Below are 26647 nucleotides of genomic sequence, written 5' to 3' on the forward strand. Positions count from 1 at the left end.
CGTTTGCCCCTGGCCACCGTATCGAACGTATGGCGACACGAACGACGACCGAGGATCATGCGGAGGCGACGCAATCGACGACGGTGGAGGTCACCTGTACGGGCCACGTTCGAACCGCCGTCGGTCGACACCGTTTCCCGTTCACCTTCGAGGGGACGACGCTCGCGGAGTTTCTCGAGGCGTTCTTCGCGGAGTACGACGTCGCGGACCTCCTCATCGCCGAAACGGAAGCCGAATCGACGGCCAGGGGATGGGCTCCAGCACCCGCCGAACTGCCGGGAACCTGGCGGAAGAATCCCGAAGGCGAGCAGACGCGAGCGTACGCGCGCATTCTGGTGAACGGCCGATTCAACGAGCACAACGAGGGATTCCAGACGCGACTCGAGGAGGGTGATCGTGTCGCGTTGATGAACCCGTTTATGTTCTGCTGTTAGGCCTCGATTGGGTCCGGATCGGCAGTCGCGTCCATGAACGCTTTAACGATTCGTTCTTCGGCCCGGTGAAGGACCTCGCTGCACGTCGAGCGAGCCACGCCGACGGCCTCGGCGAGTTCGTACTGCGTGCTGGTCCGGGGCGTGTCGTAGTATCCTGCTTCGAGTGCCGTCTCCATCACGCGATACTGCTGGTCAGTCAACAGTTGTGACGTGTCGATATCCGGCGTGATCGAGTCGACGGCGAACTCGACGCCGAAGGCCTCCAGTTGCGCTCCCAGTTCCGAGAGCCGGTCGTGGGAGGTCGTGATCTCCCAGGTCGCCGTCCCGTCGCGAATCGTGAACGGCATGCCGACTGGCACGCCCGATTCGCGGGCGGCGTTGAGCAACACCGGGAGTTGCGTCTCGAGCTGGAGCAGTGCGCGGTCGTCCTCGAGTTGCAGCACCTCGACGTCGGCGACGGTTTCGACGTCGCGAATTGCATCGATCGTCGCCGACGGATCGGGTGCCGTGAGTTCGACGACGGCGGTCCCGCGGGCGCCGCTCGGGATCGCCGAGAGGATGCGAACCTCCTCGAGCAGGTCGGTCCGTGAGAGGCGAGCGATCCACATCGCCTCGGGAATCGCGATCTGGAGCGTTGCGCGTGGCATACGTCGAATGGGTGGGGACGCGCCCAATAACTGGCGACGAACATATTCGGTTTCTGGGCCGCGGCGGGGGCGGTTGCTAAACCATGGCGAGGGGAATATGATCGCCGAAACCCCTACCACGGTGGTTTTCGTACGGTGAACCGATGACGAGCGACGATACCGACCCAGACCGCGTTCTCGACGCCCGGGAGATCGACGGTGAACCGTTCAGCGACATCATGAGCGAACTCGAGGCGCTCGAGGATGGCGAGACGCTCCTGTTGATCAATAGCTTCGAACCGGCCCCGCTCTACGGCGTTCTCGAGGGAAAGGGCTTCACCCACGAGACGACCGAGGTTGCCGCGGACGAGTGGGAAGTCCGGATCGAACACGCCTGAGCCGGACTCGAAGTGTGCGAATATATTCGGGACCGATGTCTTCACGCTCGAGGCACTAGTTACGAGTATGACCACTACAAGCGGTACCGATCACGGTCACCAGGACGGTTCCGGTGGAGATCACGACCACGACGCCCAACCGATCACCGACCGCGTCCACGACAACTCCTGGTCGGCCAACCTCGAGAAACCCGCCCACGGCGAGGACGCCGATCTGGTCCGACGGCAGGCCCTCGAGGCAATTGAACATACGACCTCGGGACACCACGTCAACCTCGTGACTCACGGCGCCCACGGCCACCCCGAGTCGTACCTGTACGAGACGCTCGAGACAGGGACCGACGGCGACGTCGACTGGGAGTACGTCGAGCAGTGTGGATGTGGCGGACACGTGACGCGCGTCCACATCCGATAGCGCCGCACCTCGAGTAGCGACGGGTTCCGTTCGAATCTACTTCTACAGATGCAATTCGACGTAAGAGACGCGCTCATTACACTTCTCGGATACCTATTCGAAAACAGATAATATCGACGTATTACCAGAGAGAGTGACTAGCGACTATACTCGAATTCGTACCGAAGTCCTCGGCGAGAAGTACGCTGCAACTGAATTGAGTTACCGAGATACGTGGTGAAGCAGTCGTTCCCTCTCGAGCGTTCTCGTCCAGGATTGCGAATGTTCCAAGCGCCACCAACGCCTGATATGGATCGTATTAGCTCCATATTACACCCCATCGATCCGAATCGCGATTCTATCGATCAAAATGTGTACTGCCAAGACGTCACCAGCTATATCCGCCCGTTTTCGATACTCTATCGGGCAACCGGGCACGTACCCGACACTGAACTATTTCACACCCGATTAGTCTAGCAAAACGGTAGGTAGGCGAGAATTCAGTCTCGCCGACGCTCGAGGATGAGTTCGACCAATCGTTCCGGTTCTTCTACCGCGAGGGAGATGACGGCGTCGTGTATCTCGCGTTTCGCTTCGTCCCGAACGCCCTCCCGTCGCAACTCGGGAACCACGGATATTCCGACCGCGTCTTCGAATTCGTCCCACGTGCGCTCACGCACGTATAGCGGTCGCTGCTGGACTTCTGCGTATTCGAACGACGGCCCCGAGAGGTCCGCGTTCGCGTCCGTCTCGGTATCTGTGTCCTCCGCCGCGTCCGTGCCCGTATCCTCCCGTTTCGACACGTCCGACTGAACTCGATCGGCCGACGGTGAATCGGACGACGGTTGCGAAGCGGCTTCGACCGCTGGCTCGGAATGTTCGTCCGCCGGATCCGTCTCCTCGGTCTCGAGCCCACCGAGGTCGTCGAACGGGTTCTCGTCACTCACCGCTCGACACCCCCGTTCGCGACGATTGTCGCAAGTTCCTCGAAGTTTTCGACCTGGCTATTCTCCGGGTCGTAATCGAGGAGCGGCTGGTTGGCCTTGAGCGACTTCGAGAGCGCTGCGCTGTATCGGACGCCTGGTTTGGGTGGTTTCATCTCGCCGTCGTCAATTGCGTCGAACTCCGCCGGCGTAATCCGCGCAAAGTTCGGGATCTTCCCCTGGGTCGCCTCGGCGGTGTTCAGGTTCTCGAGGAGTTCGCGATCCTCGGTTCGCTGGTCGATCCGTTCGCGGAGCTTGTTCGGAACCAGTGCCAGAACATCGATGTCGATGTACTCCCGCGCTGGTTTGATGAGCCGATCCATCGTTCGTTTGTACCCGCCGATCGAACTCGAGCCTGGCTCAAGCGGGATGATGACGTTTTGTGTAGCGACCAGCGCGTTGTTGTTGAGCATCCCTGGATACGCGGGGCAGTCGAACACGATGTAGTCATAGCGCTCGCCGAGGAGCGGGTCGACGATCTTGGTTTTGACTCGAGCCGACCCCTGGAGGGCCCCGGCGAGGTCTTTTTCGACGTCCTCGAGCGTGTTCGACGACGGGAGGAGGTCGAATCCGAACGGCGTCTCGATGATGAGGTCGCCGGCGGTCGCGTCTCCCTGGTCGAGGATCACGTCGCCGAGCGTGAGTTCGTCGCGATAGGCGTCTCCGAATCCTAGGCCGTTCGTCGCGTGACCGTTCGGATCCAGGTCGGCGAACAGGACTCGCCCGCGTTCGGTCAGTTGGCGTGCGAGGTTCATCGAGATCGTCGATTTCCCGACGCCGCCTTTCAGGATGACGACGCTGACTGCGCGAGTCGTTTCTGCGTCACTCATGCGCTCCCCTCCGTGCTTCGAACCGGATATTGGAATAGTCACCTATTGTGCCTATTCCTCGTTTCTGGACTATCACGCTTGTCGGTTGCATCCTCACACGTGGTCCGCTTAAAACTACCGTAGGGACCTTCCCGAGGTTGAATAGGTACAATAGGCCGGGTAGATGCGATAGTTCAAGCAGGCAGTATGGGCTGGATAGGCGCAATGGGCCAGACAGGTATAATAGTCGGAATAGGTGGTTTGGGTAGGTCAGGATAAATAGGTAGGGTAGGCAACTTGGGGAAGTTACCTGAGGTAGCCGACTTAGGTAGCTCGTCAGAGGAAGAGTGGCCAGGTCACTAAGATATCTCAGAGTAAGCAGATTAGTAAGGTAGCATAGGCACCCTCGCTGAGTCTAGTGCCTCAGGAACTGTTGGGACCCCAGGTCGGATAGCACCCCAACTCGGTGCTACGGTCCGAGGAGGGAGTTCGGCGTCATCCGAGCCCACGTCGACGACAGTAACGTGGACTCGCTCGAGTGACGCGGACTCGTGGGAGAGTTGCGTGCGCATCTCGCACAGCGGAACGCACGACAGTGGCTGGCGATACAGGCGGTCCCCACTGGGCACCACGTTCCCCCGAACCTGGGACGATGTCTCCCGGTATCGTATCGAACCGCAAGCTACAGAGGTTCTGGTGAACGTACGTCTACGTCGAAGCAGGTTGAACTCATGGGAAGGCGGGCTGTCTCATGTGACTTCCGAGTGGAAGTTGGCCTCGAGGCGCATTTCGACTCTCCAATGAGCCAGTCTTCGAAGATCAACAACTCTGGGATGCCCGGAGATCGGGATGGGGCTCAACTCACGACGGCCCTCCCAGCGAGAGAAGTAAATGTCGTCGCTCTCGCCAACAGTCTGGTTTCCGAATTGCCCGATGACGCTTCCGTTCGAGAACGCTTCGTTCGTACTCCTCCACGAGCAGGCGCAATTCGACCGATCCAGTATATAAACTACGGTTCGATAAACCACATTGAGCTATACAAATTCCCCTTCTCACTCAACACCGCATCCCTATTCGCGAGCAATTTAAGCCGACGAACCGTCAGTGGCCGACAATGGTCGAAATCGGCATCGTCGGGTTAGATACGAGCCACGCCGAGTCGTACGCGGTGGCGATACAAAACCACCCGGAAACCTCGCTTGCGGGCGTCTGGGACGGGGGAGCCGTTCGCGATCGAGTGTACGCTCGAGCCTACAGTGAACGAAACGGAGCGTCGTTGTACGCCGAACCGCTCGAGATGGCCGACGACGTCGACGCGGTCATGATTCTGACCGTGGACTGGACCACACACCGCGACCTCGCCATCCCCTTTCTACGGGAGGACGTCCCGACGGCCATCGACAAGCCGATCGCTGGGTCGCTCGAGGACGTTCGAGCGATCCGGACGGCCGCCGGCGAGACACCACTGTTCGGCGGCTCCGCGGTGCCGTACCATCCCTCCCTTCGCTCGGTTGAGGTTGCCGGCGACGGTCGGCTGTTCTACGGTGTCGGATACGGTGACCCGTTCTACTACGGTTGTCACGTCGTCGATGCGATCCGTTTTCTCTCCGGCCATCGGTGGGCGAGCGTCGCCCCTACTGATGGCCCGGGACGATCGGTCGACGTCGTCTTCGTCGATGGCTCGCATGCGACCGTCCGACTCGATGGAGAGAGTGACCGTGAAACGTTCACGTTCGTCGGCGTCGGCGACGAGACGATGGTCCGGGTGGTCGGAACCAGCGACGGCGACCTCGAGGGGATGTATCGGGGCTACCTGAACGCGTTCGTCGAGGCCATAACTGGAGCGCGTAAGGCGACCGGCGAACGAATCCTCGACGCTGCGACCCTCTTGCTCGGGGCGAACGCCGCACTCGAAACGGGCCAAACGATCACGCCGACGTCCGACTCGTTAGCGGCCTACAGCGTAGACGGGCGGGCGTTCCTCGAGGACTACCAGCCCTACTACTGACGCTACACGCGAGTCTCGAGACCCGAAGCCGGCACAGGTCGTGAGAGCGTCCGTTCTCTCGTCCTCGCTCGGTTTAGCCCGGTCAGCCTGGCGGTCCTGCTGGCCTTCTGTGAACAGCGCACGTCTCGAAATGAGTCACGAGGCGAACCACCAGGCTGAGAGGGGGTGGGAGCATCGGTAGTATTATCGACGTCGAGCGTCACCTCCAGACTGAGCCGGACTATGGAAGTAATTCACACGAGCAGCGCTCCAGGAGTGATCGGTTCGTTCACCAGGACTGTCGGCGGTAGCCGTTTTTCCACTGACAAACGTCAATCGGACGACTTCCTTCGACCGTCATTCGAAACGTCTGTTTCGGACGCCGTTCGCGCGGCGGCCGTGGACACGAGCGAGCAGGGTAACGAGGTGATCGCGACGACATGAGCGTCGATCGAACGGAGGGACAACAGGCGGTCGTCACCGACGGAACCGGAGACGTGTGGGCCGAAGAACGCGACATTCCCGAACCAGCACCCGGCGAGGCGCTGGTTCGCGTCAGCGCGATCGGAATCTGTGGCAGCGACATCGGCGTCATCGAGGGCGAGGGGCCGCCGTGGACCGACTACCCGGTCGTGCTCGGTCACGAAGTCGCCGGCGAGGTCGTCGAACTCGGCGAGGGCGTCGACCACCTCGAGGTCGGCCAGCGAGTCGCGCTCCACGGGTTCGTCTACTGTGGCACCTGCGAGGCGTGTCGAGACGGCAGGTACTACCAGTGTACGGACTTGCAGGAGATTGGGTTCACGGTCGACGGCGGCTATCGAAAGTACGCCGCCTGGCCAGCGTACACGCTGACGCCGCTTCCGGACGACGTCTCGGACGTCGAGGCGAGCCAGATAGACTCGGCGGGGTGTACGCTCCACGCCCTCCAGCGCATTCAGACGTCGTTCACCGACACCGCCGCCGTCCTCGGGCCGGGGTCGCTCGGTCTCTACGGGGTGCAACTCCTGCGAGCACAGGGCGTGAAGGAGATCGTCCTGACGGGCACACGTGAGGAACGCCTCGAGGCGGGGAAACGCCTCGGAGCAACGCGTACGGTCAACGTCTACGAGGAGGACCCAGTCGAGGCGATTATGGAGCGCACGGACGGGCGCGGCGTCGACGTCTGCGTCGAGGCTGCCGGGGCTGGCGACGTCCTCGACACGTGCGTCCAGAGCGCCGCCAAGCAGGGGAAAATCGTCCTGACGGGCGTTTTCGGCCAGCGAAAGGAACTCGATCCAGACCAGATTGTCGCGAAGGAGCTGACCGTCGTCGGTGGCGTGACAGCCTCCCACGCGGTCGACGAGGTGATCGAACTGTTCCGACGGGACGACCTGACGGTCGACGGCGTCGTCACACACGAGTTCCCGCTCGAGGAGTTCGAGACGGCACTCGAGACGGTTCGTGAACGGCGCGATGGCGTCGTCAAGGCCGTTCTTCGGCCGTAGTGAGGCGGTTCGGTTTCAGGTTTCGGGCTTCGGGTTTCAGGTTTCAGGTTTCGGTCCCGAGCATCGAGTCAGTTGTTTACCAGAGTTGAACAGTTAAGGGAACCAGGAATGAATCGAGAGAACATGCCCCAGCGACGAGAGAACTCGAGCGAGAAAAACGGATCCAGGCGGTGCAGACGACGCTGGAAATCTTCGAGGTCCTTCGCGAGAAGGGTGGGCGGGAGTCACGGAGATTGCCAGGAAATCGACGTCACGAAAGGGACCGTCCACTGAACCAGCGTATTTTTGGTGACACCCCCGAAAGAGAGCGTTCATGCGCGTTACCGTAGCCGACTCGGCAGTATTCATGTATAACCTCGGCGTCGTCCTCAGCGGCGGATACGTTGCCACGATGTTGAACGTAAACGATCGGTATCAGTTGCTGGGGGTGATGGTCGTCTTCGCGCTCTTCTGGACAATTTATTTCAAATTCTACATGCGTTCCCGCCTCGAAACCCTGGATGAGCGGAGCGAATCGGGGTGAGAATGTCCCTCGTACCGTACCATTATGAGCCACCTATCAGAACCAGTTCGTCTGTAGATACGTATACCCAATCTAACGAATGAAAACAGCTATACTATTGGATTCGACAGCGGAGTATGTGGGTATCGCATTTCGAAATAGCGAGGGGTTTGCTCCTCGAGCGCGGGTACAATCGAGGTTACCTCTCGTCAACGAACACTCCGACGTGGATGCCCAGACGGTCGTTTCCCGACTGCCGGGCAACGACCTGAGCGTGGCGATGCTCCAGACGTTCACAACGCACGAACACACCGACTGGTGCAAGCCAAATCGGCTCAAGGGCAGGATACGCGACGAACCGAACGTCGTGAGCGAACTCGCGACCGCCATCGACGACCACGGACAACGTCCGGCCGGTCGATCATGTGGGATTCACAGACCGCCTCGGAGACGGGAAGGAGTTTCTCGAGTTCCTCGTCGAAACGAGCGGACACGGCCACGCAATGCTCGAGACGGATTGCGAATGCTGGCTACGACGTACAGTGAATCAATTGAAGCACCTTTCACGACCCCTATGTCAAGGTCATGAGCGAGAATCCAACCATCGTCTTTACGGACGTCGAATCGGTTTCGATCGAAGAACGTGATGTCCCGGAACCCGGTAGCGATCAAGTGATGATCCGTTCGGAACGGACCCTCGTCAGCACCGGTACGGAGTTGACGGTTCTCTCCGGAGACGTTCCGCCGGGATCGAGCTGGGACGACACCATCGAGTACCCGTTCACGCCGGGGTACAATAACGTCGGAACCGTCGTCGAAACCGGCGACGCTGTCGAGACGATTTCGACGGGCGACCGTGTCGCCACGTACGGTTCTCACGCGAAATACGTCCGTACGGACGCCAGCACCTGTCGGCCGATTCCCGACGGCGTGACCGACGACGACGCTGTCTTCTTCACCATCGCCGAGATCGTGATGAACGGTATTCGCCGGAGCGGCCTTACGTGGGGCGAATCGAGCGCCGTCTACGGGCTCGGTCTGCTCGGTCAACTGGCCGTCAGAATCGGTCACGCCGCCGGTGCTCGCCCGGTCGTCGGCTTCGACGTCGCCGACTCGCGACTCGAGTACCTCCCAGATAAGCCAAACGTCGTCGGTGCCAACCCGCTCGAGTGTGATCCCGAAACGGTCCTCCGCGAGGAATCCGAGGGGCGGCTCGCTGACGTCGTCTTCGAGGTGACGGGGAACCCCAACGTCATCACCGACGAGTTCGACGTGCTTCGCGACCAGGGTCGGCTGGTCGTCCTGAGCAGCCCACGAGGCGAGACGAGGATCGACCTCCACGACCACTGCAACACGCCGAGCTACAGGATCATCGGTGCGCACAACTCATCTCATCCGTCCACAGCGACGCCCGACAACCCGTGGACCCAGCATCGCCACGCCGAACTGTTCTTTGAGTACGTCACCGACGGCAGCATCGACGTCTCTTCACTCGTCAGCCACTCGGTTCCCTTTCGAGAGGGACCACGACTCTACGACGACCTGCTCGAAGACCGCTCGGAGGCGATGGGTATCGTCCTCGAGTGGGAGTGATCGCTCGACGGTCTGAGGAGGAGAATTTGTAATCGGTATCCCCGAGCGGCTCTCGCTACGGAAACTCGACGTCGACGGGGTCGCCGCGTTTAACGAACCCGTGTGTCGCCTCGACGACGGCGACGGCCACGATTCCCTCCTCGCCCGTCGTCTCCGGAACTCGAACGTCCCGAATCGTCTCGACGAAATCATCGACGAGGCCTCGGTTGGAGTCGCTTCCCCAGTTGATCGAAGCGGTGCCGTCGTCGCCCTCGCGGGCGTCCGTGTGTTTGAGCGTTTGAGCGAAGTAATCCACCTCGACGGTCGCCTCCGTAGCGACGAGACTGACCGTGGCGTCGCCGGGCGATACCGTCAGCGTTCACAGTGAAACGACGACACAGATGCGGACCGATCCCTCGATAGTTTCACTCGAAAATCTACCGCGTGGTCCTCATCGTACACACCCGATGACGGATCCTCCGACTGGGTGCGCTGGGGCAAACAAAACGGCGGAGCGACGGCGATGACGACGATAATCTCGTAGATGGCGCGAGGATCGATCCGCGGTGGTCGTCAGGCGGCCGTCAGGTCGACCCTCGAGAGGACGTAGACTTATAGTGTCCCCGTCAGTGACGTGCAGTATGTCGGAGCGCCCGAATATCCTGTGTATCGTTACCGATCAGCATCGGGGCGACTGCATCGGTGCGGATCCGCACGCGCCGACCGATGCCGACGGCCGGTCGCTCATCCACACGCCGAACATCGACAGTTTCGTCCGGAAGGGGGCGATGTTTACCCGGGCGTATACGCCCGCTCCATCGTGCATCCCCGCACGCCGATCACTGCTTACCGGACAAACACCGTACACCAATGGCGCGCCCGGGTGGGTGACGACGCCGTGGGAGTTCGAGCACACGCTCCCGCAGGACCTTCGCGACGCGGGCTATCAGACCAAGCTCACCGGCAAGATCCACTCGCTCCCGATTCGAAATCACGTCGGCTTCGAGAGCATGGACCAGCACGAGGCGCTCCACGCCCACCCGGACGACGACTACGCTCGCTGGCTCGAGCAAGAGACCGATGGCCAGTGCGACGAGCTTTCCCACGGACTCGGGCGAAACTCCTGGGATTCGCGGCCGTGGCACCTCGAGGAGTACCACCACCCGACGAACTGGACGACCAGACGAGCGATCGAGTTCCTCGATCAGCGGGACGATACCCGCCCGTTCTTCCTCAACCTGTCCTACGTCCGCCCGCACACGCCGTTCGACCCGCCGCAGGTGTACGGGGACATGTACGTCGACCGCGACTCCCCGGAGCCGTACATGGGCGACTGGATCGACGACGAACACGGCGAGAAGATTCCCGACTATCCGGGGATCAGCGCCTGGGTCGCCGATCTCCCGCCGACGGTCGTTCACCGGGCACGGGCGGCCTACTACGGCCTCATCACCCACATCGATCATCAGATCAAACGCGTCTTCGAAAAACTCCGCCTGATCGGCGAACGCGAGAACACGTTCGTCGTGTTCCTCTCCGATCACGGCGAGATGCTCGGCGACCACCATATGTGGCGAAAGACCTACGCCTACGAGGGGTCGGCTCGCGTCCCACTCCTGCTGCGGTTCCCCGACTCGATGGGACTCCCACAAGAGCAGCTCATCGACCGGCCCGTGGGACTCGAGGACGTGATGCCGACGCTCCTGTCGGTCGCCGGCGTCGACGTTCCGGACGCCGTCGAGGGACGAAATCTGCTCGACCTCGTGCGCGATCCCGACCGCGGGGACTGGCGGGAGTGGTACCACGGCGAGCACGCCGCCGGGAGCTACGATCCGGAGAACGGCACCCAGTACCTGATCGACGGTCGATTCAAGTACGTCTGGAACCCCGTAACCGACAGCGAACTGCTCTTCGATCTCGCACACGATCCGGGCGAGGAGCGCGACCTCTCGAACGAGGCCGAGCACGCGAGCGATCTCGAGCGCGCCCGAATCGCGATGATCGACCGGCTTGCGGGTAGACCGGAGGGGTTCGTCGAGGACGGGGAACTCGTCCCGACGGATGCCGGGCCGGACGACCTCGGAGACCCGGACGACTGCAGTTCGAACGGCTGACGCCGATTCACTCCTCGAATGGAAGCAGCGGCGACCTTGCCGTTTCTTCGAGAACGCGCGAGCGCGGGTGCGCTCCCCGTAGTCAACTACCGACAGAAATGGGACCGTGGTATAGTATTTTTACCCCGCCTCGATATCTTCAGAGTATGGTACGCACAGCGATACAGCTGTATACGGTGCGAGGCCTCGAGGAACCGATCTGGGAGACGCTCGCGCGCGTTGCTGACACCGCCTTCGATGGCGTCGAACTCTACGACGCTCACTTCGACTCCTTCGCAAACGAATCGGTGCTCGAGCGAACGGTGGACGCAATTGCCGAGACGGACCTCGTCGTCGCCGGTGCACACGTAGGCATCGACCGGATCGAAGACGAGTTCGACGACGTCGTGAGCGCGTTCGAGTCGGTCGGCGTTTCTAGGGTCGTCGTTCCGTCGTACGACGCACGCGCCTTCCAGTCGGTAGAGGGGATCGAAGTGGCCGCCGACCGCCTCGCCGATGTCGCCGACGAACTCGACGCGCACGACGTCGACCTGCTCTATCACAACCACACGTTCGAGTTCGACGTCGTCGACGGGAGAATCGCCTTCGAGCGGTTCGTCGACTGCGCCGACGGGCGCTTCGGATTCGAACCGGACGTCGGCCTCGCGGCTCACGCCGGCTACGACCCCCTCGAGTTGCTCGAGCTTACGGCGGGGAACGCACCGCTCGTTCACCTCACGGACATGGTGCCGGGGGACGAGTCCTGCCTCCACGTCGACGTCGGGGACGGTGTCGTAGACGTCGACGCTTGCACGTCAACAGCGGCGTCGGCGGGCACCGAGTGGCTCGTCTGCGAGAACGGCCTCACCGAGGAACCGCTCGCGTCGCTCGAACGTGGAAGCGCCACGTTCGCGGACAATCGTGTCCGAGCAGAGACCGTGAGTGACGGCTGCTGACCGGAGAGTCTCACTGGATTACGTGCATCTCCTCGCTGAGACGACGACTCACGCTCTCTCGAGACGCGTCCAAAACGAACGACGATGGAATCAGTCGCTCGAGGAGTGTGCTCGGTTTGCAGCCCTCAGTAGCCCACGTACACCGTCTTGCTGATGGTGAAGAAGTCGAGACCGGCGTCGCCCTGCTCGCGATAGGTTTCGCTCGAGGACGCTTTCATACCGCCGAAGGGCACGTGAAGTTCCAGGCCGGTTGTCTGCTGGTTTACCTTGACGACGCCCGCCTCGACGTCGTCGACGAACGCGTTCGACTCGCGGAGGTCGTTCGTGACGATGCTGGCCGACAGGCCGTACTCGACGTCGTTGGCGATTTCGACGGCTTCGTCGTACGTCGCCGCTGGAATGACGGCGAGAACGGGGCCGAAAATCTCCTCCTGGGCGATCCGCATCTCGGGTGCGACGTCGGAGAACACCGTCGGCTCGACGTAGTAGCCGTTCGCGTGGTCGCCCTCGGTGAGGCGCTCCCCGCCCGTCTCGAGGGTCGCACCCTCTCTCGTCCCGACGTCGACGTACTCGAGGGTGCTCTCGAGTTCGCTCTCGCTCACGTGGGGTCCGACGTCCGCGCCGTCGAGACCGTCGGCAACCGTCAGCGATTCCGCGCGGTCGACCACGGCATCCACGAACTCGTCGTAGAGCGACTCGTGAACGATCGCCCGCGAGGTCGCGGTGCAGGCCTGGCCGGTTACCCCGAACGCGCCACCGGCGGCGATGTCGGCAGCCTCCTCGACGTCGGCACTGGAAGTGACGACGACCGGGTTCTTGCCGCCCATCTCGAGCTGGACGCGTTTCTGGTCCTCGGTCGCCTGCTGATGCACCGTGTCGCCGACCTTCGCGCTGCCGGTGAACGAGACGGCGTCGACGTCTTCGTGGGTCGCGAACGTCGACCCGACCGCGCTCCCGGGGCCGGTGACGTAGTTGACGACGCCGTCCGGCAGTCCAGCGTCCTCGAGACACTCGACGAGGATCCTCGCGACGTTTGGGGCGAGCGAGGCGGGTTTGAAGACGACGGCGTTGCCGGCGGCCAGCGCCGGCGCGAGTTTCCAGGCCGGGATCGCGATCGGATAGTTCCAGGGCGTGATCAACGCCGCGACGCCCAGCGGTTCGTCGACCGTGTACAGGCGGGTGTCCTGACTGCTCGAGGATTTCACCGTGCCGCCGATGTCGGCGGCCTTCTCGCCGAAGTAGGCGAAGATGTCGATCGCTCGCTGGACCTCGCCCGCCGCCTCGGGTTCGGTCTTTCCTTCTTCTCTGACGAGCGCCGTCGTCGCCTCGTCCTTGCGGTCTGCGAGCCGTTTCGACGTCTCCCGGAGGATGCGCCCGCGCTCGGGGCCCGGCGTAGCGGCCCACTCGTCTTTGGCCGCGTTGGCCGCCTCAACCGCTCGTTCGGCGTCTTCGGCGTCCGATCGTTGGAAGACGCCGACCGTGTCGTTCACGTCGGCTGGATTCGTGTTCTCGAACGTTTCGCTGGTAGACGCTTCGGTCCACGTCCCGTCGACGAAGTTCAGATAGGTATCGGCCATCCACTCGTCAGTACCGACGCGAACGACTACACGTTTTCGGTGCTCGAGAGTATTGCGGGTTGGTGAGTTGTTTCACTCGAGGCAGCCATTTTTGGACTCGAATCGGGGGTGGTCTTCCAGTTCGAATCCTCGAGACGGTGGTCGAATTGGCAACCAAAGCCGGTACGACGGCGTCCGGATCAGAACTCGCCGTCTCTCACGTGAAACTTCGTGGGTTTGCCGAGGGTAGGGCCGTCCTGTTCGACCCACGAGGCGACGAGCTCGACGACGTCGTCGACCGGCATCTTCGGAACCGCGAACCGCTCCTGACATCGACTCGCGTCGTTGAGAAGCGCCGTCTCCTTCTCCTCGCCTTCGAACGTCACGTCGCAACCGAATTCGTCGGCGAACTGTTCGGCGAGGTCGCGAACCGAGAGGACGGACGGCCCGGTGACGTTCAGGATTTCCGCAGGGGAATCGGCCAGTTCCAGCGATCGGAAACACGCCGAGTTCGCGTCGCCCTGCCAGATCACGTTCACGTGGCCCATTTCCAGTGGGACCGGTTCTTCGGCGTATACTCGTTTCGCGAGGTCGAGCAACACGCCGTAGCGCAGTTCGACGGCGTAATTGAGTCGCAACAGACATGTGGGCGTCCCGTTTTCCTTCGTGAAGTGCTGGAAGACGCGTTCGCGCCCCAGACACGACTGGGCGTACTCGCCCACCGGCCCCGTCTCATCCGTCTCTACGGATCCGCCGGAGTCGACCGGCACCGGGGGATAGACGTTGCCGGTCGACAGCGCAGTGATCCGCGAATCCTCGAACCGACTCGCGATGCGTCCGGGGAGGTAGGCGTTGATCGCCCAGGTCTTCGGCTCCTGGCCGGTCGTTCCAAACTTCATGCCCACCAGGTAGATGACGTTCTCGCAGTCCGGAAGCGACTCGAGCGCGCCCTCCTTGAGGAGGTCCGCCCGGATCGTCTCGGCGCCCCAGGACTGGAGTCTCTCCTCGACGGAGGAATCGGAGTACCGCGAGACGGCGTACACCGTCGAATCGGATTCCGCCTCGCTGATCGCTCTGAGCATTCGCCTGATGAGCGTCGGCCCCATCTTTCCGCCCGCACCGAGAACCATTACGTCGCCCTCGAGTTGCCGGGCGAATTCGACGTCCTCGGGGTATGGTTCGGAGAGGAGTTCCTCTAGCTGTGCTTCGCTCGTTACCGTCGATGAAATCTGGTTTCCGTCACTCATAACTTTGTGTGTGTGTCAGGGTGTCTCGCTTCGTCCAGAGAGAACGCGAGTTCGACTATAAAGCTACCGACCACACGGGCGGGTTAGCGTTAGGCCGGCGAGCACGCAGAATTGGAGCAGAGTGGTCGGCAGAGTAATCGAATTCACTTCGAGCGCGACCGAGGGCCGAACATGTTTCGCTCCCGCCACAAGTGATTAGTACGTAATGGGCGATGTGACCGCATGGAACGACCACTCGTGGTGACGGACTCGAGCGACGCAGTCGTCGAGGTCATCCGTGAGGCCGGCGAACTCGCGGCTGCGGCCGACGTGCCGTTGCTCGTCCTGACCGTCGTAACCGAATCGGAGTACGAGAAGGACGTCGACGTACTCGGCACGATCGATCAGATCGAACGTTCGGGTTTCGAACCGGATCCCGGAGAATACGCGGAAAAAGTCGCCCAGACCGCGATCAACGACCTCCTCTCGGATCTCGCCCTCGAGACGGAAGCGGTTGGCAAGTACGTGGAAGACGACGGTGACCGGGCCGACGCGATTCTCGACGTCGCGGCGGCGAACGACTGCGATTACGTCTTCCTCCTGGGACGCAAACGAAGCCCGACCGGAAAGGCACTGTTCGGGGACACGGCCCAGTCGGTCATCCTCAACTTCGACGGCTACGTCGTCACGATGGCTGAGTGACGCCAGCGGGACGCGCCGTCCAGTTCCCGGAATCGGCGAGCCCGACCTCAAGACGCTCGATAATGCCCGTTCACGCCTACGATTCAGCTGGTTCGACCGGGTCGACCGCGTGCCGAAGGATTGCCTCGTAGAGGGCGAGTTGCACGTCCAGGATGCCCTCGTGGTTAATCTGAAACACGTCGTCGCCGGAGAGACCGTGCGGGCACTCGTGGAGCACGCCGGTCGTGCCGCTGACGTGGTACGCCGCGCTCACGAGATTGAAGTACGGCCCCGGGCGCCCGGATTCGCCGGTGACGTCGTGGAGGTACAGCCGGGGAACGTCGAGGTCCGCGAGGAGCGTATTGTACGCCCGATGAATCGAGCGGGAATCCGCCTGTTTTTGCAGGGGGACGAACTGCGGTCGGTGCAGCGTCGGCGGGTAGCCGTGGCTGTGGAGCGACACCGTCACGTCCGGCGCTTCCCGGCGAACGACGTCGAGAATTGCCGGCGCTTCGACCCCCATCGGAGCGAAGGGCTCGTCGTGCATCGGGTTGACCCCGTCGTCGTTGAAGTAACACCCGAGGAAGCCGACGTCGTCGCCCGTCATCGGGTGTAGCTGTTTCGCGTCGGGCCACCCGATGAGGCGGTCGTCGGCCCACGTTCCCTGCCCCCAGAACTCGAGGTCAGCCAGCGTGAGCCCTTGTAACGAGTCCGGTTCGAATCGAGCGAGCCCGTCGGGGTTCCCACACGGGAGGATCACGACCCGACACTCGTCGGTGAGCTCGCGGAGGGTCGGCTGTGCTCGTCCCCGCAGGTCCCGGCCCGTCTCGAGGATCGACAGCAGGCTACAGAGTCCGGTCAGCCCCTCGACCTCGTGGCCGTGAACGGGACCGACGAAGCAGACGACGGGCTTTTCGCGCCGCTCTCTGTCGGCGTAGTTCGTCGGATCCCGGGAGGCGACGGCCGAGTTGAAGTTCGCCCGCGACTCGGGTTCCTCGAACGCCCCGTAGGTGACCAGCCGAACCGGTCGACCGCCGGCCGAATCGGGGAGTTTCGCGATCGACCCGTGCTCGAGCGACCGCAACTGATCCTCGAGCGCCTCGAGGCTTCCGACCCAGAACTCGAGATTGGGGTCGTCGGGGATTCGTTCGACGGCCTCCTCGTACGTCATCGTGTCGACGCTGGCCTTCGTCATCGCTCTGGCTCGACGAATCGACGCGGCTTAACTCTTCGGCTCACGTGAACGTCACCGATGGTAACCGTTGCCTCCAGGAATGTACGCGACAGCGATGACGGCGAGTCGCACGAGAATGGTCTGTCGCTCGAGTCAGGAGTCGAGAGTCAAGTATCGACGTCGAGTAGGAGGATTTATTCATCGGGCCTTCGTCTGCGAGAGCGTATGGAAGAGATCAGTACAGACGATGCGCCCGCCAGTATCGGCCCGTACTCACAGGCAATGGTCCACGGCGACACGGTCTACGTCTCCGGACAGGGGCCAGCGAACCCCGAATCGAGGGAAGTCGAGGTCGACGACATCCAGGACCAGACGGCCCAGACCCTCGAAAACATCGGTGCCATCCTGGAGGCGGCGGGGACGTCGCTCGACAACGTGATCAAGGCCAACGTGTACGTCACCGACATGGACAACTACGACGCGGTCAACGAGGTGTACGCCGAGTACATGTCCGAACCGTTCCCGGCGCGATGTGCGGTCGAGGTGTCCGACCTCCCGATCGACATCGGCGTCGAAATCGAAGTCGTCGCGGCGACGTAGGAGTCGTCGAAACGGGTTCGCCAGCGGTCGCGGGCAGTTGGCCGGAACAGCCGTTCCGACTGTCCAGTCGCGACCGAGGGGACAACGACGTTCGACGCCTGCTATAGCGTTCACCATCGTTTTTCACCGTCGAGTCGACTCGAGGATCGCGGAGACGAAATAATGGCCACGGTCAGCCGATTAGCCGAACGCGAACTTGACGATTCCCCGGGCGGCGTCGGTGAGCGCTGCGGGCGCGGCAGCGGGATAGGCTACTCGACGAGTTTTCGCTCGAGCGCGCGCCCGACGGCATCGGCCAATGCCTCGAGTCTTCGGCTCACGGTCGCACGACGTCGTTCTGAATCGGTCGTATCGATGGTCCACCCGTTCACGCGACGACGTCCACTCCACGACCGTCCGTCCCGCTGGATACGAGAGGCCAGACACGACGGACTACCCGACGAACGGCTCTCGAGTCCGGAACGCGCCCGAATCGTATCACGTGCGGTAACGGCAACGAAATACCGCGGCAACTGTTCGGCAGTAAGGAACGTTTATTGTGATCGAGTCCCATTCCCCGCTATGAACCAAGAAGCCCTCCCATCCAGCGGCCGGGTGCAAGCGACGCACCTTTCGCTCGAGATCCTGGACGAGATCCGTCACCGGGACGGAGCCGGCGTGACCGAACTCGCCACCCACTTCGATCGGTCGAAGAGCACGATTCACAGCCACCTGCGGACGCTCGCTGGCGAGGGATACCTGGTCAACGAGGACGGGTTCTACACCGTCGGCCTTCGAGCCCTCCAGCTGGGCGGTCACGCCAGGGTCAAGCATCCCCTCTACAGGATGGCGAAAGACGAAGTGGACGAACTCGCGAGAGAGACGGGAGAAACGGCCAAGATCGTCGTCGAGGAGGGCGGCAAAGGCGTCTACCTCTATCAGGCCCGGTCGAAGCAGGCGGTTACGACCGACTCTCACGTGGGAACGCACGTGTTCCTGCACTCGACGGCCGTCGGAAAAGCGATTCTCGCTTACATGGACGAATCGGAACGGGAGGCCATCCTCGACGAGTACGGACTTCCCAGAGTCACCCCGAACACGGTCACCGATCGAGGCGCGCTCACGGCCCGACTCGAGGACATCCGGGAGCGTGGCTTTGCGTTCGATGATGGCGAACGCATCGAAGGACTTCGGTGCGTCGCTGCCCCGATCAAATCGGACGAGGAGGTTCTGGGGTCGATCAGCGTCTCCGGTCCGAAAAAACGAATCGACGAGGAAACCTTCCGGTCCACGCTCCCGGAACTGGTACGGGATACTGCCCGCGTCATCGAAATCAACGTAATCTACTCATAATCGCCCACCTTCGTCGTTCGTTCCGCGTTCGAGCCGTGTTCGCTGGAATCTCATCCGCTCAAGCGATAGATTCTGTCAGTTGCTGGGAGCCGCTATTGGGACACGATAACACACCCGTTACTAACTTAGGTATGTAACGTTCTGGTCTCGTCTGTGACGATGACGCTAGTCGGAATATCAACTGAAGTTTTCGTTCCTCACAGAAGTATATTCGTTCGGCCTAGGGGAACGAAAGTGCACTGACGATGCATTCGTCTCCGATTCGAGGCGGACCTCGTTTCCTCGGCCACCGTTCGGTGTACTCGCTCGAGACGGACGAATAGCGAGTCGGGTTCGTGGGGCCTAGCTGGTCGTCAACAGGTAAAGATCGGGAACGACGGGATGGGGCGGCAGGTTCGTTCGGTATCAGGGAACAGCTCCGCCAGAGCGGAGAAGGCACGCGTCCGATCGAAGATTCCCACGGAACACCTGGAGAATCGACGAACCGCCTGTTCAGTGCTCATCGATACGCGAGCAGTCAGTGAACGAGTGGTTCGAGCGTCGGCCCAGTCGGACTGTACGGCCGTCGTTTCGCTCGAGTTACGCCTCGAGAGAGGTCGACTCGTTCTGGCTCTCGAGTCGTTCGAGGTACCGTTCGACGCGATCGCGATCGTCGCTCGAGAGTTCGACGAGAGGTTCGCGGACGGGACCGCCGGCCATTCCCTGTAACTCCTGTCCGTACTTCACCACCGGTACGTTCTTCGCCGAACTGAACGCGGACCCGCCGCCGTGTTCTTCCCTGAAATCTTCGAACGGTCGGAGCGCGTTCTTGAGCTGTCTGGCGCGACCCCAGTCGCCGGCCGAGAGCGCCTCGTCGAGCGCCAGAACTGGTTTCGGGACGAAGTTCCCGATTCCGGTGGTGAACCCGTCGGCACCCTCGATGGCGTACGCGAGTGCGTATCGCTCGGCCACGCCGTTGAGCCACTCGACGTCTCCCGAGACCGTCTGGACCAGCCGGGAGAACAATTTGACGTCGTTGACGGCGTACTTCACGGCAACGACGTTGTCGATCGTCGAGAGTTCGTCGAGCACCGTCTCGCTGAGCAGGTCGCCGCGCTTGTACAGGACGATTCCGAGGTCCGTGGCCGCTGTGAGCGTGCGGTAGTACTCGATCAACCCCTGCTCGTGGATGTAGGTGTGTCTCGGGTACATGACCATGACGGCGTCGACTCCGGCCGCTTCGTACGCCTCGATCAGTTCGACGGCGTTCTTCGCGCTGCCGCCGACGCCACCGACGACCGTCGCGTCGTCGGGGAGGGCGTCGACCGTCGACCGGATCACGTCGATTCGTTCGTCCTGGGAGAGCGAGTAGTACTCGCCTGTGTTTCCACAGGGGATGAACGTTCGAGCCCCGGCGTCGTAGAGCGTCCGAGCGTTTTGCTCGATTTTCTTGTGGAGTACTCGATCACGATCGGCACTAAACGGGGTCGGTGTCGTGAACGCTACGCTTTGCAAACTCTCGCGTAAGTCACCGTATGCGGTAGCCATAGCAGACGTATTAGAAACTCCCATTCATTATTGTTCCGGTCAGATCGAGTTTCGAAGCAGACGGATCCCGCAGTGACACGCCTTGGAGACGGGTATGTGTACTCGAGCGCGCGCCCGTCGGCGCCGTTGGCACGATGACACCTTGCCGGCGTTTCGAGCAGCAATTATAAGTCGAGATGGTCGTAACTGCTTACCATGTCGTCGAAAGATCGCAGGGAGCGCGCCGAGGCGGTTCGTACCGCCGTCGAGTCGAACCCGGAGGCGGTCGACGTCGACGAACTCGCCGATCTCCTCGTGTCCAAATCCAGGGAGGCCCGCCGGACCGCGTTCGAGGCCTATCAGGCCCTCGTCTCGGACCGACCGTCGGTCGCCGACGACGTCGGTGCCCGCCTCGAGACCCACCTCACTGACGACGCGGCCGACGTTCGCGAGCGAGCGGCGTTGACGACTGCCGCGTTCGCCGACGAACATTCTGGCGTCGTCGACGGGTTGGTCCCTGCGCTCAGATCGATCGGCATCGATCCGGCCGAGCCCGGGCGAGAGGCGGCCATCGTCGCTATCGCAAAACTCGCACACGTGCGGCCCGCATCGATCACCCCTGCAGTCGATGCCCTCGTCGCAATCTGTGACGATCCGGTTTCCACACCCGCGTCGGCTCGAGACGAAGGTGGCGGCCCCGGTAAATCGGACGCGGCGGCGGCACTACAGCCGGAACGAGAGCGACGCGATCAGGCGCGCCTCCACGCGATCGCGGCGCTCACACTGCTCGCCGCCGACGATCCGGCAGCCGTCCGATCCGCCGCGCCGTCGATCGCCTCCCTCCTCGAGGACGACCACCACCTGATTCGCGCCGGCGCCTGCGAGGTGCTCGAGGACCTCGCGACGGCGTATCCGGCGTCCGTCGAGCCGTTCACACCCGAGCTGGCCGAACGGGCGGCTACTGACACGAAACACCCAGTTCCGTGGCGCGCGGCGGATGCTCTCGTCGCCCTCGACGCCGAACGAGCCGAGTGCGTCGGTGAGGCGGTGGCCCCGTTCGCGAGCGACCTGTCCCGATTTCTCGAGTCGTCGGACGCCGATCGGCGGCGGGCGGGCGTCGCGTTGGTCGCCGACGCGGCGTTGGCTCGGCCGGAATCACTCGAGTCGATGCGCCCGACGCTTCGAGACTTGCTCTCGGACGACGACGCGTTCGTCCGGATGAATGCAGTAATTGGCCTCGGCGCCGCCGGGACCGATAGCGATCGGGCGACCGTCGCCGACCTCGCCGACTCGGACCCTGACGAACGGGTTCGAGAGACCGCTATCCGCGTCTGTGGACGGTTCGACGGGTCACCTGGAAGCGAGTAGCCATCCTCGTCACCGACCACCTCGGGAAGATCCAACGGAAGTCACTGTTGCCACGCAGACAAAGTTTATATAGCTCATATTCAAACACGTACCTCAGGAAGACGAACGCAGTGAACACCGATAACACGCAACTTATCACGACCGAAATCAGATCGATGGTAACGAAATGACACAGTCTAAATCCGAACTCGAGTATCGAAAGGCTACCGAGGAACCGATTCTGGAGGCACGCGACGTGTCCGTAACGTTCGACATGGATCGGGGAACCTCCCGTGTCCTCGATAACGTCAGCTTCGACGTCCACCGCGACGAGATGCTCGGCATCATCGGCGAGAGTGGAAGCGGCAAGTCGATGTTCGCCTCGGCGTTGCTCAACGCGGTCGTCGATCCGGGCGTCGCCACCGGCGAGATCACCTACCGCCCCCCTGGCGAAGAGCCCGTGGACGTCCTCTCGTTGACCGACGACCAGGTCGAGAAGTTCCGCTGGGAAGAGATCGCGATGGTGTTCCAGGGGGCCATGAGCTCGTTCAACCCGACGATGAAGATCAGGGATCACTTCGAAGAGACGATCCACGCTCACCGGGCCGACATGGACGAACAGATGGCTCACGCCCGGCAACTTCTCGCAGACCTCTATCTCGACCCGGATCGCGTACTCGACTCCTACCCCCACGAGCTCTCGGGCGGCATGAAACAGCGCGCGCTTATCGCCCTGAGTCTCGTCCTCGAGCCGCAGGTGCTGGTCATGGACGAGCCGACCGCCGCGCTCGACTTGCTCATGCAGCGGTCGATCATGAACCTCCTGGACACGCTCCAGGACGAGTACGATCTGACCATCGTCTTCATCACCCACGACCTGCCGCTCGTCGCCGGGTTGGCGGATCGACTGGCGGTGATGTACGCGTTCGAGTTCGTCGAGTACGGCCCCAGCGAGCAGATCATTCGCGAGGCGGCCCACCCGTACACGCGAGCCTTGCTGAAGTCCGTCCCGAGCGTCGACGCCCCGCTGGAGGAGATGCACCCGATCGAAGGCGAGAGTCCGGATCCGGTCGACACGCCGGCGGGCTGTTCGTACGCCCCGCGCTGTCCGATCTCGACGCCGAAGTGTATCGACGAGGACCCGGGGTATCACGACGTCGACGGCGTACAGAAGGCGACGTGTTTCCACTGGGAACAGTCAGCGGAGGCGATTCCCTACACGCTCGGAACCGAGAACGTCGATGCCCAGTTAGATCAGGTGACGGTCTCCGAGGAAGACGCCGTCGTGTCGCTGACCGACCTCGAGGTTCACTTCGACCAGTCCGGGTTCATCGACCGGCTCTTCGACAAGGACATGACGGTCCGTGCAGTCGACGACATTTCGCTCGACATCAAGGAGAACGAGGTTATCGCGCTCGTCGGCGAGTCCGGGTGCGGCAAGACGACGCTCGGGAAGACCGCCATCGGCCTCCAGGAGCCGACGGGTGGAACAGTCGAGTATCGAGGGCAGGACATCTGGGAGGCCAGACGCGGCAATGGTGAGATCGACTTCGACGAGATTCGGCGCTCGCTGCAGATCATCCATCAGGACCCGGGTAGCTCGCTCAACCCCACCCGAACCGTTCGGACGAGTCTCTCGGCGCCGTTGAAGCGATGGCGCCCGGACCTCAACGCCACGGATCGGGAGACCGTGGTGTACAACCTTCTCGAGCGGGTCGGCATGAAGCCGGCAGAGGACTACGCCCTTCGCTATCCCCACCAGCTCTCGGGCGGGGAGAAACAGCGCGTCGTTCTCCTGCGGGCGCTCCTGATGAGTCCGGACCTCATCCTGGCCGACGAGGCCGTCAGCGCGCTCGACGTTTCGCTCCGCGTGGAGATGATGGACCTGATGCTCAACCTCCAAGAGATGTTCGATACCTCCTACCTGTTCATCTCTCACGACTTCTCGAACGCGCGGTACCTCACCGAGAAGTCCGGCGGTCGAATCGGGATCATGTACCTGGGTAACCTCGTCGAAATCGGTCCAGCGGCGGAGATTATTCACGAGCCGAAGCACCCGTACACGAAGGTGCTCCGGTGGGCGACGCCGCCCCTCGACCCGGATGCGGCGAAGGAGGCCCAGTCGACCAAACCGCCGGTTCGAGAGATCGACATCCCCGATCCGACGGATCCGCCGAGTGGCTGTGAGTTCCACACGCGCTGTCCGGAGGCCCGGGAAGTCTGCCAGCGCGAGGAACCGGCTCTCTTCGAAACCGACGGCGCCTCGGTTGCGGCCTGTTTCCGGGAGGACGAGACACACGAGTACTGGGAGAGCGACCCGCTGTACGACGACGAGTCGGTGTCGGTCGACGAGTTGCACTGAGTTCGGGCCCGACGGTGGGGCAACTGTTTTCATGCCCCGACGAATCGTATGGCACATGACCGGTAAATACGACAAAAGTTTCCTCGAGCACCTCTGTGACTACGAGCAGGGCTGGCGCTTCCTGTTCACGTTCTCGGTCGGATTTCTCGGCCTCTCCGTCCTGTGGCTCGTCGCCGCTGATCCAGGGAGTCCGACCTACGTCGTCACAGTGATGAACGTCGTGGGACTGTCAATCCTCTCCCTGCTGAGCGGGTTCGTGCTGACCCGGTGTCGGTGACGCGGTGGGCCACGCTGCAAGTTGGTGTCGGCTCGTCGACCGGTCCGAAAATCCACCGGTGGGACAAACTATATTAGTATTGGGACGACACACGATAGCAGTACATGAGACAGTATCTAGACCGTACCCGGAACGGGCTCGTCTCGCTCTTCGGCGTGCTCGTCGGGTTACGCTACTACTGGGAACGCATTGCTCACGCGTTCGTGACGCTTTTCGCGGTGACGACGATCACGTTCGCCCTGTTTCGGCTGATGCCCGGTAGTCCGGCTGACGCGATGCGCGCGGAGTTCGAGCGTCGGCTGGCAGGACAAGGACAGGCTGCAGATCCCGAAGTTATCGACCAGATGGTTCGAGTTCATACGGGATTCGACCCTGACAAACCCATCTACATCCAGTACGTCGAGTATCTACGGGACGTCATCATCTACCAGGACTTCGGCCAGTCGATCCAGTACGGCGACCCGGTGTTCGACATCCTGTTCGCCGCGATGCCGTGGTCCATCTTCATCAGCGTCTACGGCCTGGCCTTCGGATACACCGCGAACATCCTGCTGGGAGCGGCGATGGCCTACAAGGAGGGGTCGCGCTTCGACAGCTACTCCACGGTGGGCGCCACGTTCCTCAACTCGGTTCCGTACTACGTCGGCGCATTCTTCTTCCTGGCGTTCTTCGCGTACGATCTCGGCTGGTTCCCTGGAAGCGGACGATACAGCAGGGGACTCGAACAGGGACTCAATCCCGAGTTCATGTTGAGCATCGTTCACCACGGAACGCTCCCAATTATGTCGAGTTTCATCGTCGGTTTCGGGGGTGGTGCGCTCGCGATGCGTGGCAATTCCGTGCGTATTCTAGGTGAAGACTACCTTCGCGTTGCCAGGTTGCGGGGGATCAGCTCGACTCGTATCGCGACACGGTACGTCGCACGGAACGCGATCTTGCCGCTGTACACCCAGATGATGATCGGCATCGCCGCCATCTTCTCGAGCAGCGTCGTTCTCGAGTACATCTTCACGTACCCCGGCGTCGGCTGGTACACTTACGACGCGATCATGCGGCGTGACTATCCGCTGCTCATGGGATCGTTCCTGTTCTTCACGATCGTCACGCTCATCGGCATCCTCATCGCGGAGTTCACGTACGGAATCGTCGACCCACGGGCAGGTTCAGGTGATCAGAGTGAAGCATACTGACGAAACGGCAACGGACGGTGGCGAACAGCTCAGCGACGATCAGTTATTCGGCCAACTCGCCGAGGCCGACAGAGTGCAACTCTCACGGAGAGAACGGTTCGGATTGCTCCTCGACGCGTACGTGCTCACGCCCGGCCGTGTCGCCTGGAGCGACTGGCGGACCCGTATCGGCATCCTCGTCATCTCGCTGTTCTTACTCACGGGACTTGCCGCGAAGGTATCGACCTCGAACTGGTGGATCCTGGAAGACGTGACGATCGTCGAGTCGCCGGCAACGAACCAGGCGCCGACGAATCACCAGCCGTTCGACGGCGGGTTCGCTGCGATCACGGAAGAGGGCGGCTGGATCGATACGACCGCGTCGTTTCCGTGGGTCGAATTCAACGCACCCCTGGGATCGACCAACTACGGCGAACCGATCGGCCGACAGTTGATCCACTCGACGCCGGACATGATCGAGATGGTCGTGGCGGGCGCGTTCGTTTCCGTCGGCCTCGCGATACTGATCGGCATCACGGCCGGCTACAAGGGCGGCAAGATCGACTCCGTGCTGATGTCGATCACCGACATCGTGATGACGATGCCGGCAATCCCACTGGTCATCGTCATCGCGGCGATCTACCCGCCCCGCGAGGCCTGGCTCGTCGGCGTCATCCTCGCCATCGACGCCTGGCCGGGACTCGCTCGAGCGCTTCGCTCGCAGGTGCTGACGCTCCGGGAGGAGTCCTACGTGGAGGCGTCTCGAACGATGGGCATCCCGTCGACGACGATCCTGAGTCGCGACATCACGCCGCAGTTGATGCCGTACATCCTGATCAACGCCGCACAGGCGGGGCGCAGCGTCATCTTCGAGTCCGTCGCGCTGTACTTCCTCGGTGTGTTGCCGTTCACGACGGCGAACTGGGGGATCATGATGGACACAGCCTACAGCGAAGGGTTCGCGCTGGTCAACATGGCGAACTTCTACCAGATCTTCTGGCCGATGATGGCGGTCGTCATCATCTCGTTCGGATTGATCCTCTTCTCCCAGGGAATGGACCGCGTGTTCAATCCCCGAATCAGGGCACGACACTCGAAGAAGGTCGGCACTGGAGGCGAAGACCAGGAACACTGACGGACCCCCTCTCAGGCCAGTGTCTCGCTGGTTTCAGTGCTGAG

At 62.1% G+C, this 26647-nt stretch carries 25 protein-coding genes; 17 read left to right on the plus strand and 8 right to left on the minus strand.

What is annotated here, in order from left to right; genetic code table 11:
• The first annotated feature begins 29 nt into the window (after window positions 1-29).
• Window positions 30-434, plus strand: a complete 405-nt coding sequence (locus tag NGM29_RS11610) for a MoaD/ThiS family protein (protein ID WP_254156362.1) — start codon at window positions 30-32, stop codon at window positions 432-434.
• On the opposite strand, the gene NGM29_RS11615 is transcribed toward NGM29_RS11610, so the two are convergent.
• A complete protein-coding gene (locus tag NGM29_RS11615; RefSeq protein ID WP_254156363.1) occupies window positions 431-1081 on the minus strand; it encodes a helix-turn-helix domain-containing protein in 651 nt (216 codons plus the stop codon). The two genes, NGM29_RS11610 and NGM29_RS11615, sit on opposite strands and share 4 nt — an antisense overlap.
• Window positions 1082-1224: 143 nt before the next feature.
• Between NGM29_RS11615 and NGM29_RS11620 the strand changes: the two genes are divergently transcribed.
• On the plus strand, window positions 1225-1458 hold the full coding sequence (locus NGM29_RS11620) for a DUF2249 domain-containing protein (RefSeq protein WP_254156364.1): 234 nt from the start codon (window positions 1225-1227) through the stop codon (window positions 1456-1458).
• 67 nt (window positions 1459-1525) lie between these two features.
• On the plus strand, window positions 1526-1873 hold the full coding sequence (locus NGM29_RS11625) for a CGCGG family putative rSAM-modified RiPP protein (protein WP_254156365.1): 348 nt from the start codon (window positions 1526-1528) through the stop codon (window positions 1871-1873).
• Window positions 1874-2352: 479 nt separating this feature from the next.
• Here NGM29_RS11625 and NGM29_RS11630 read toward each other — a convergent pair whose 3' ends face one another.
• A complete protein-coding gene (locus NGM29_RS11630) occupies window positions 2353-2799 on the minus strand; it encodes a DUF7970 domain-containing protein (protein WP_254156366.1) in 447 nt (148 codons plus the stop codon).
• The gene (locus NGM29_RS11635) at window positions 2796-3665 is read right to left on the minus strand and encodes a ParA family protein (protein ID WP_254156367.1); all 870 of its coding nucleotides are present in this window, start codon (window positions 3663-3665) and stop codon (window positions 2796-2798) included. Before NGM29_RS11635 ends, NGM29_RS11630 begins: the two co-directional genes overlap by 4 nt.
• A gap of 1093 nt (window positions 3666-4758) precedes the next feature.
• On the opposite strand from NGM29_RS11635, the gene NGM29_RS11640 reads away from it, so the two are divergent.
• The 4 genes from NGM29_RS11640 (at window position 4759) to NGM29_RS11655 (ending at window position 9210) form a co-directional block, all read left to right on the plus strand.
• A complete protein-coding gene (locus NGM29_RS11640) occupies window positions 4759-5652 on the plus strand; it encodes a Gfo/Idh/MocA family protein (protein WP_254156368.1) in 894 nt (297 codons plus the stop codon).
• A 419-nt stretch (window positions 5653-6071) separates the two neighbouring features.
• Complete coding sequence (locus NGM29_RS11645) at window positions 6072-7115, plus strand: zinc-dependent alcohol dehydrogenase (protein WP_254156369.1); 1044 nt, start codon at window positions 6072-6074, stop codon at window positions 7113-7115.
• 313 nt (window positions 7116-7428) lie between these two features.
• Complete coding sequence (locus NGM29_RS11650; protein WP_254156370.1) at window positions 7429-7638, plus strand: DUF8074 family membrane protein; 210 nt, start codon at window positions 7429-7431, stop codon at window positions 7636-7638.
• 564 nt (window positions 7639-8202) lie between these two features.
• Entirely contained in the window at window positions 8203-9210 is a 1008-nt protein-coding gene (locus tag NGM29_RS11655) for a zinc-binding dehydrogenase (protein ID WP_254156371.1), read from the plus strand.
• 55 nt (window positions 9211-9265) lie between these two features.
• Here the strand turns inward: NGM29_RS11655 and NGM29_RS11660 are convergent, their stop codons facing one another.
• Window positions 9266-9505 carry a hypothetical protein gene (locus NGM29_RS11660; RefSeq protein WP_254156372.1) on the minus strand — a complete coding sequence of 80 codons (240 nt, stop codon included), beginning with the start codon at window positions 9503-9505 and terminating at the stop codon, window positions 9266-9268.
• Between the two features lie 325 nt (window positions 9506-9830).
• On the opposite strand from NGM29_RS11660, the gene NGM29_RS11665 reads away from it, so the two are divergent.
• Window positions 9831-11303, plus strand: a complete 1473-nt coding sequence (locus tag NGM29_RS11665; RefSeq protein WP_254156373.1) for an arylsulfatase — start codon at window positions 9831-9833, stop codon at window positions 11301-11303.
• Window positions 11304-11449: 146 nt separating this feature from the next.
• On the plus strand, window positions 11450-12238 hold the full coding sequence (locus tag NGM29_RS11670) for a sugar phosphate isomerase/epimerase family protein (RefSeq protein ID WP_254156374.1): 789 nt from the start codon (window positions 11450-11452) through the stop codon (window positions 12236-12238).
• Window positions 12239-12363: 125 nt separating this feature from the next.
• Here NGM29_RS11670 and xacF read toward each other — a convergent pair whose 3' ends face one another.
• On the minus strand, window positions 12364-13815 hold the full coding sequence (gene xacF / locus NGM29_RS11675) for a 2,5-dioxovalerate dehydrogenase (protein WP_254156375.1): 1452 nt from the start codon (window positions 13813-13815) through the stop codon (window positions 12364-12366).
• 179 nt (window positions 13816-13994) lie between these two features.
• Window positions 13995-15041 carry an NAD-dependent epimerase/dehydratase family protein gene (locus NGM29_RS11680; protein WP_254156377.1) on the minus strand — a complete coding sequence of 349 codons (1047 nt, stop codon included), beginning with the start codon at window positions 15039-15041 and terminating at the stop codon, window positions 13995-13997.
• Between the two features lie 222 nt (window positions 15042-15263).
• Between NGM29_RS11680 and NGM29_RS11685 the strand changes: the two genes are divergently transcribed.
• Entirely contained in the window at window positions 15264-15722 is a 459-nt protein-coding gene (locus tag NGM29_RS11685; RefSeq protein WP_254156379.1) for a universal stress protein, read from the plus strand.
• A gap of 76 nt (window positions 15723-15798) precedes the next feature.
• Here NGM29_RS11685 and NGM29_RS11690 read toward each other — a convergent pair whose 3' ends face one another.
• Window positions 15799-16896, minus strand: a complete 1098-nt coding sequence (locus NGM29_RS11690; protein WP_254156381.1) for a M14 family zinc carboxypeptidase — start codon at window positions 16894-16896, stop codon at window positions 15799-15801.
• 204 nt (window positions 16897-17100) lie between these two features.
• Between NGM29_RS11690 and NGM29_RS11695 the strand changes: the two genes are divergently transcribed.
• Window positions 17101-17475, plus strand: a complete 375-nt coding sequence (locus NGM29_RS11695) for a Rid family detoxifying hydrolase (protein WP_254156382.1) — start codon at window positions 17101-17103, stop codon at window positions 17473-17475.
• Window positions 17476-18036: 561 nt separating this feature from the next.
• Entirely contained in the window at window positions 18037-18807 is a 771-nt protein-coding gene (locus NGM29_RS11700) for an IclR family transcriptional regulator (RefSeq protein ID WP_254156383.1), read from the plus strand.
• A 579-nt stretch (window positions 18808-19386) separates the two neighbouring features.
• Here the strand turns inward: NGM29_RS11700 and NGM29_RS11705 are convergent.
• Entirely contained in the window at window positions 19387-20334 is a 948-nt protein-coding gene (locus tag NGM29_RS11705) for a dihydrodipicolinate synthase family protein (RefSeq protein WP_254156385.1), read from the minus strand.
• 195 nt (window positions 20335-20529) lie between these two features.
• Between NGM29_RS11705 and NGM29_RS11710 the strand changes: the two genes are divergently transcribed.
• The 5 genes from NGM29_RS11710 to NGM29_RS11730 all read left to right on the plus strand — a co-directional run bounded on the left by NGM29_RS11710 (window position 20530) and on the right by NGM29_RS11730 (window position 26603).
• The gene (locus tag NGM29_RS11710; RefSeq protein WP_254156387.1) at window positions 20530-21681 is read left to right on the plus strand and encodes a HEAT repeat domain-containing protein; all 1152 of its coding nucleotides are present in this window, start codon (window positions 20530-20532) and stop codon (window positions 21679-21681) included.
• 166 nt (window positions 21682-21847) lie between these two features.
• Entirely contained in the window at window positions 21848-24022 is a 2175-nt protein-coding gene (locus tag NGM29_RS11715) for an ABC transporter ATP-binding protein (protein WP_254156389.1), read from the plus strand.
• Between the two features lie 55 nt (window positions 24023-24077).
• Window positions 24078-24299, plus strand: a complete 222-nt coding sequence (locus NGM29_RS11720) for a hypothetical protein (RefSeq protein ID WP_254156391.1) — start codon at window positions 24078-24080, stop codon at window positions 24297-24299.
• 104 nt (window positions 24300-24403) lie between these two features.
• Window positions 24404-25489 carry an ABC transporter permease gene (locus NGM29_RS11725; RefSeq protein WP_254156392.1) on the plus strand — a complete coding sequence of 362 codons (1086 nt, stop codon included), beginning with the start codon at window positions 24404-24406 and terminating at the stop codon, window positions 25487-25489.
• Entirely contained in the window at window positions 25476-26603 is a 1128-nt protein-coding gene (locus tag NGM29_RS11730) for an ABC transporter permease (protein ID WP_254156393.1), read from the plus strand. Before NGM29_RS11725 ends, NGM29_RS11730 begins: the two co-directional genes overlap by 14 nt.
• Window positions 26604-26647: the final 44 nt, after the last annotated feature.

This window comes from Natronosalvus rutilus, assembly GCF_024204665.1.
GTDB classification, from domain to species: domain Archaea; phylum Halobacteriota; class Halobacteria; order Halobacteriales; family Natrialbaceae; genus Natronosalvus; species Natronosalvus rutilus.

Coding starts and splice junctions, on each gene's coding strand:
- NGM29_RS11610 (WP_254156362.1), top strand. CDS start 30: ATGGCGACACGAACGACGACCGAGGATCATGCGGAGGCGACGCAATCG.
- NGM29_RS11615 (WP_254156363.1), bottom strand. CDS start 1,081: ATGCCACGCGCAACGCTCCAGATCGCGATTCCCGAGGCGATGTGGATC.
- NGM29_RS11620 (WP_254156364.1), top strand. CDS start 1,225: ATGACGAGCGACGATACCGACCCAGACCGCGTTCTCGACGCCCGGGAG.
- NGM29_RS11625 (WP_254156365.1), top strand. CDS start 1,526: ATGACCACTACAAGCGGTACCGATCACGGTCACCAGGACGGTTCCGGT.
- NGM29_RS11635 (WP_254156367.1), bottom strand. CDS start 3,665: ATGAGTGACGCAGAAACGACTCGCGCAGTCAGCGTCGTCATCCTGAAA.
- NGM29_RS11640 (WP_254156368.1), top strand. CDS start 4,759: ATGGTCGAAATCGGCATCGTCGGGTTAGATACGAGCCACGCCGAGTCG.
- NGM29_RS11645 (WP_254156369.1), top strand. CDS start 6,072: ATGAGCGTCGATCGAACGGAGGGACAACAGGCGGTCGTCACCGACGGA.
- NGM29_RS11650 (WP_254156370.1), top strand. CDS start 7,429: ATGCGCGTTACCGTAGCCGACTCGGCAGTATTCATGTATAACCTCGGC.
- NGM29_RS11655 (WP_254156371.1), top strand. CDS start 8,203: ATGAGCGAGAATCCAACCATCGTCTTTACGGACGTCGAATCGGTTTCG.
- NGM29_RS11665 (WP_254156373.1), top strand. CDS start 9,831: ATGTCGGAGCGCCCGAATATCCTGTGTATCGTTACCGATCAGCATCGG.
- NGM29_RS11670 (WP_254156374.1), top strand. CDS start 11,450: ATGGTACGCACAGCGATACAGCTGTATACGGTGCGAGGCCTCGAGGAA.
- xacF (WP_254156375.1), bottom strand. CDS start 13,815: ATGGCCGATACCTATCTGAACTTCGTCGACGGGACGTGGACCGAAGCG.
- NGM29_RS11680 (WP_254156377.1), bottom strand. CDS start 15,041: ATGAGTGACGGAAACCAGATTTCATCGACGGTAACGAGCGAAGCACAG.
- NGM29_RS11685 (WP_254156379.1), top strand. CDS start 15,264: ATGGAACGACCACTCGTGGTGACGGACTCGAGCGACGCAGTCGTCGAG.
- NGM29_RS11690 (WP_254156381.1), bottom strand. CDS start 16,896: ATGACGAAGGCCAGCGTCGACACGATGACGTACGAGGAGGCCGTCGAA.
- NGM29_RS11695 (WP_254156382.1), top strand. CDS start 17,101: ATGGAAGAGATCAGTACAGACGATGCGCCCGCCAGTATCGGCCCGTAC.
- NGM29_RS11700 (WP_254156383.1), top strand. CDS start 18,037: ATGAACCAAGAAGCCCTCCCATCCAGCGGCCGGGTGCAAGCGACGCAC.
- NGM29_RS11705 (WP_254156385.1), bottom strand. CDS start 20,334: ATGGCTACCGCATACGGTGACTTACGCGAGAGTTTGCAAAGCGTAGCG.
- NGM29_RS11710 (WP_254156387.1), top strand. CDS start 20,530: ATGTCGTCGAAAGATCGCAGGGAGCGCGCCGAGGCGGTTCGTACCGCC.
- NGM29_RS11715 (WP_254156389.1), top strand. CDS start 21,848: ATGACACAGTCTAAATCCGAACTCGAGTATCGAAAGGCTACCGAGGAA.
- NGM29_RS11720 (WP_254156391.1), top strand. CDS start 24,078: ATGACCGGTAAATACGACAAAAGTTTCCTCGAGCACCTCTGTGACTAC.
- NGM29_RS11725 (WP_254156392.1), top strand. CDS start 24,404: ATGAGACAGTATCTAGACCGTACCCGGAACGGGCTCGTCTCGCTCTTC.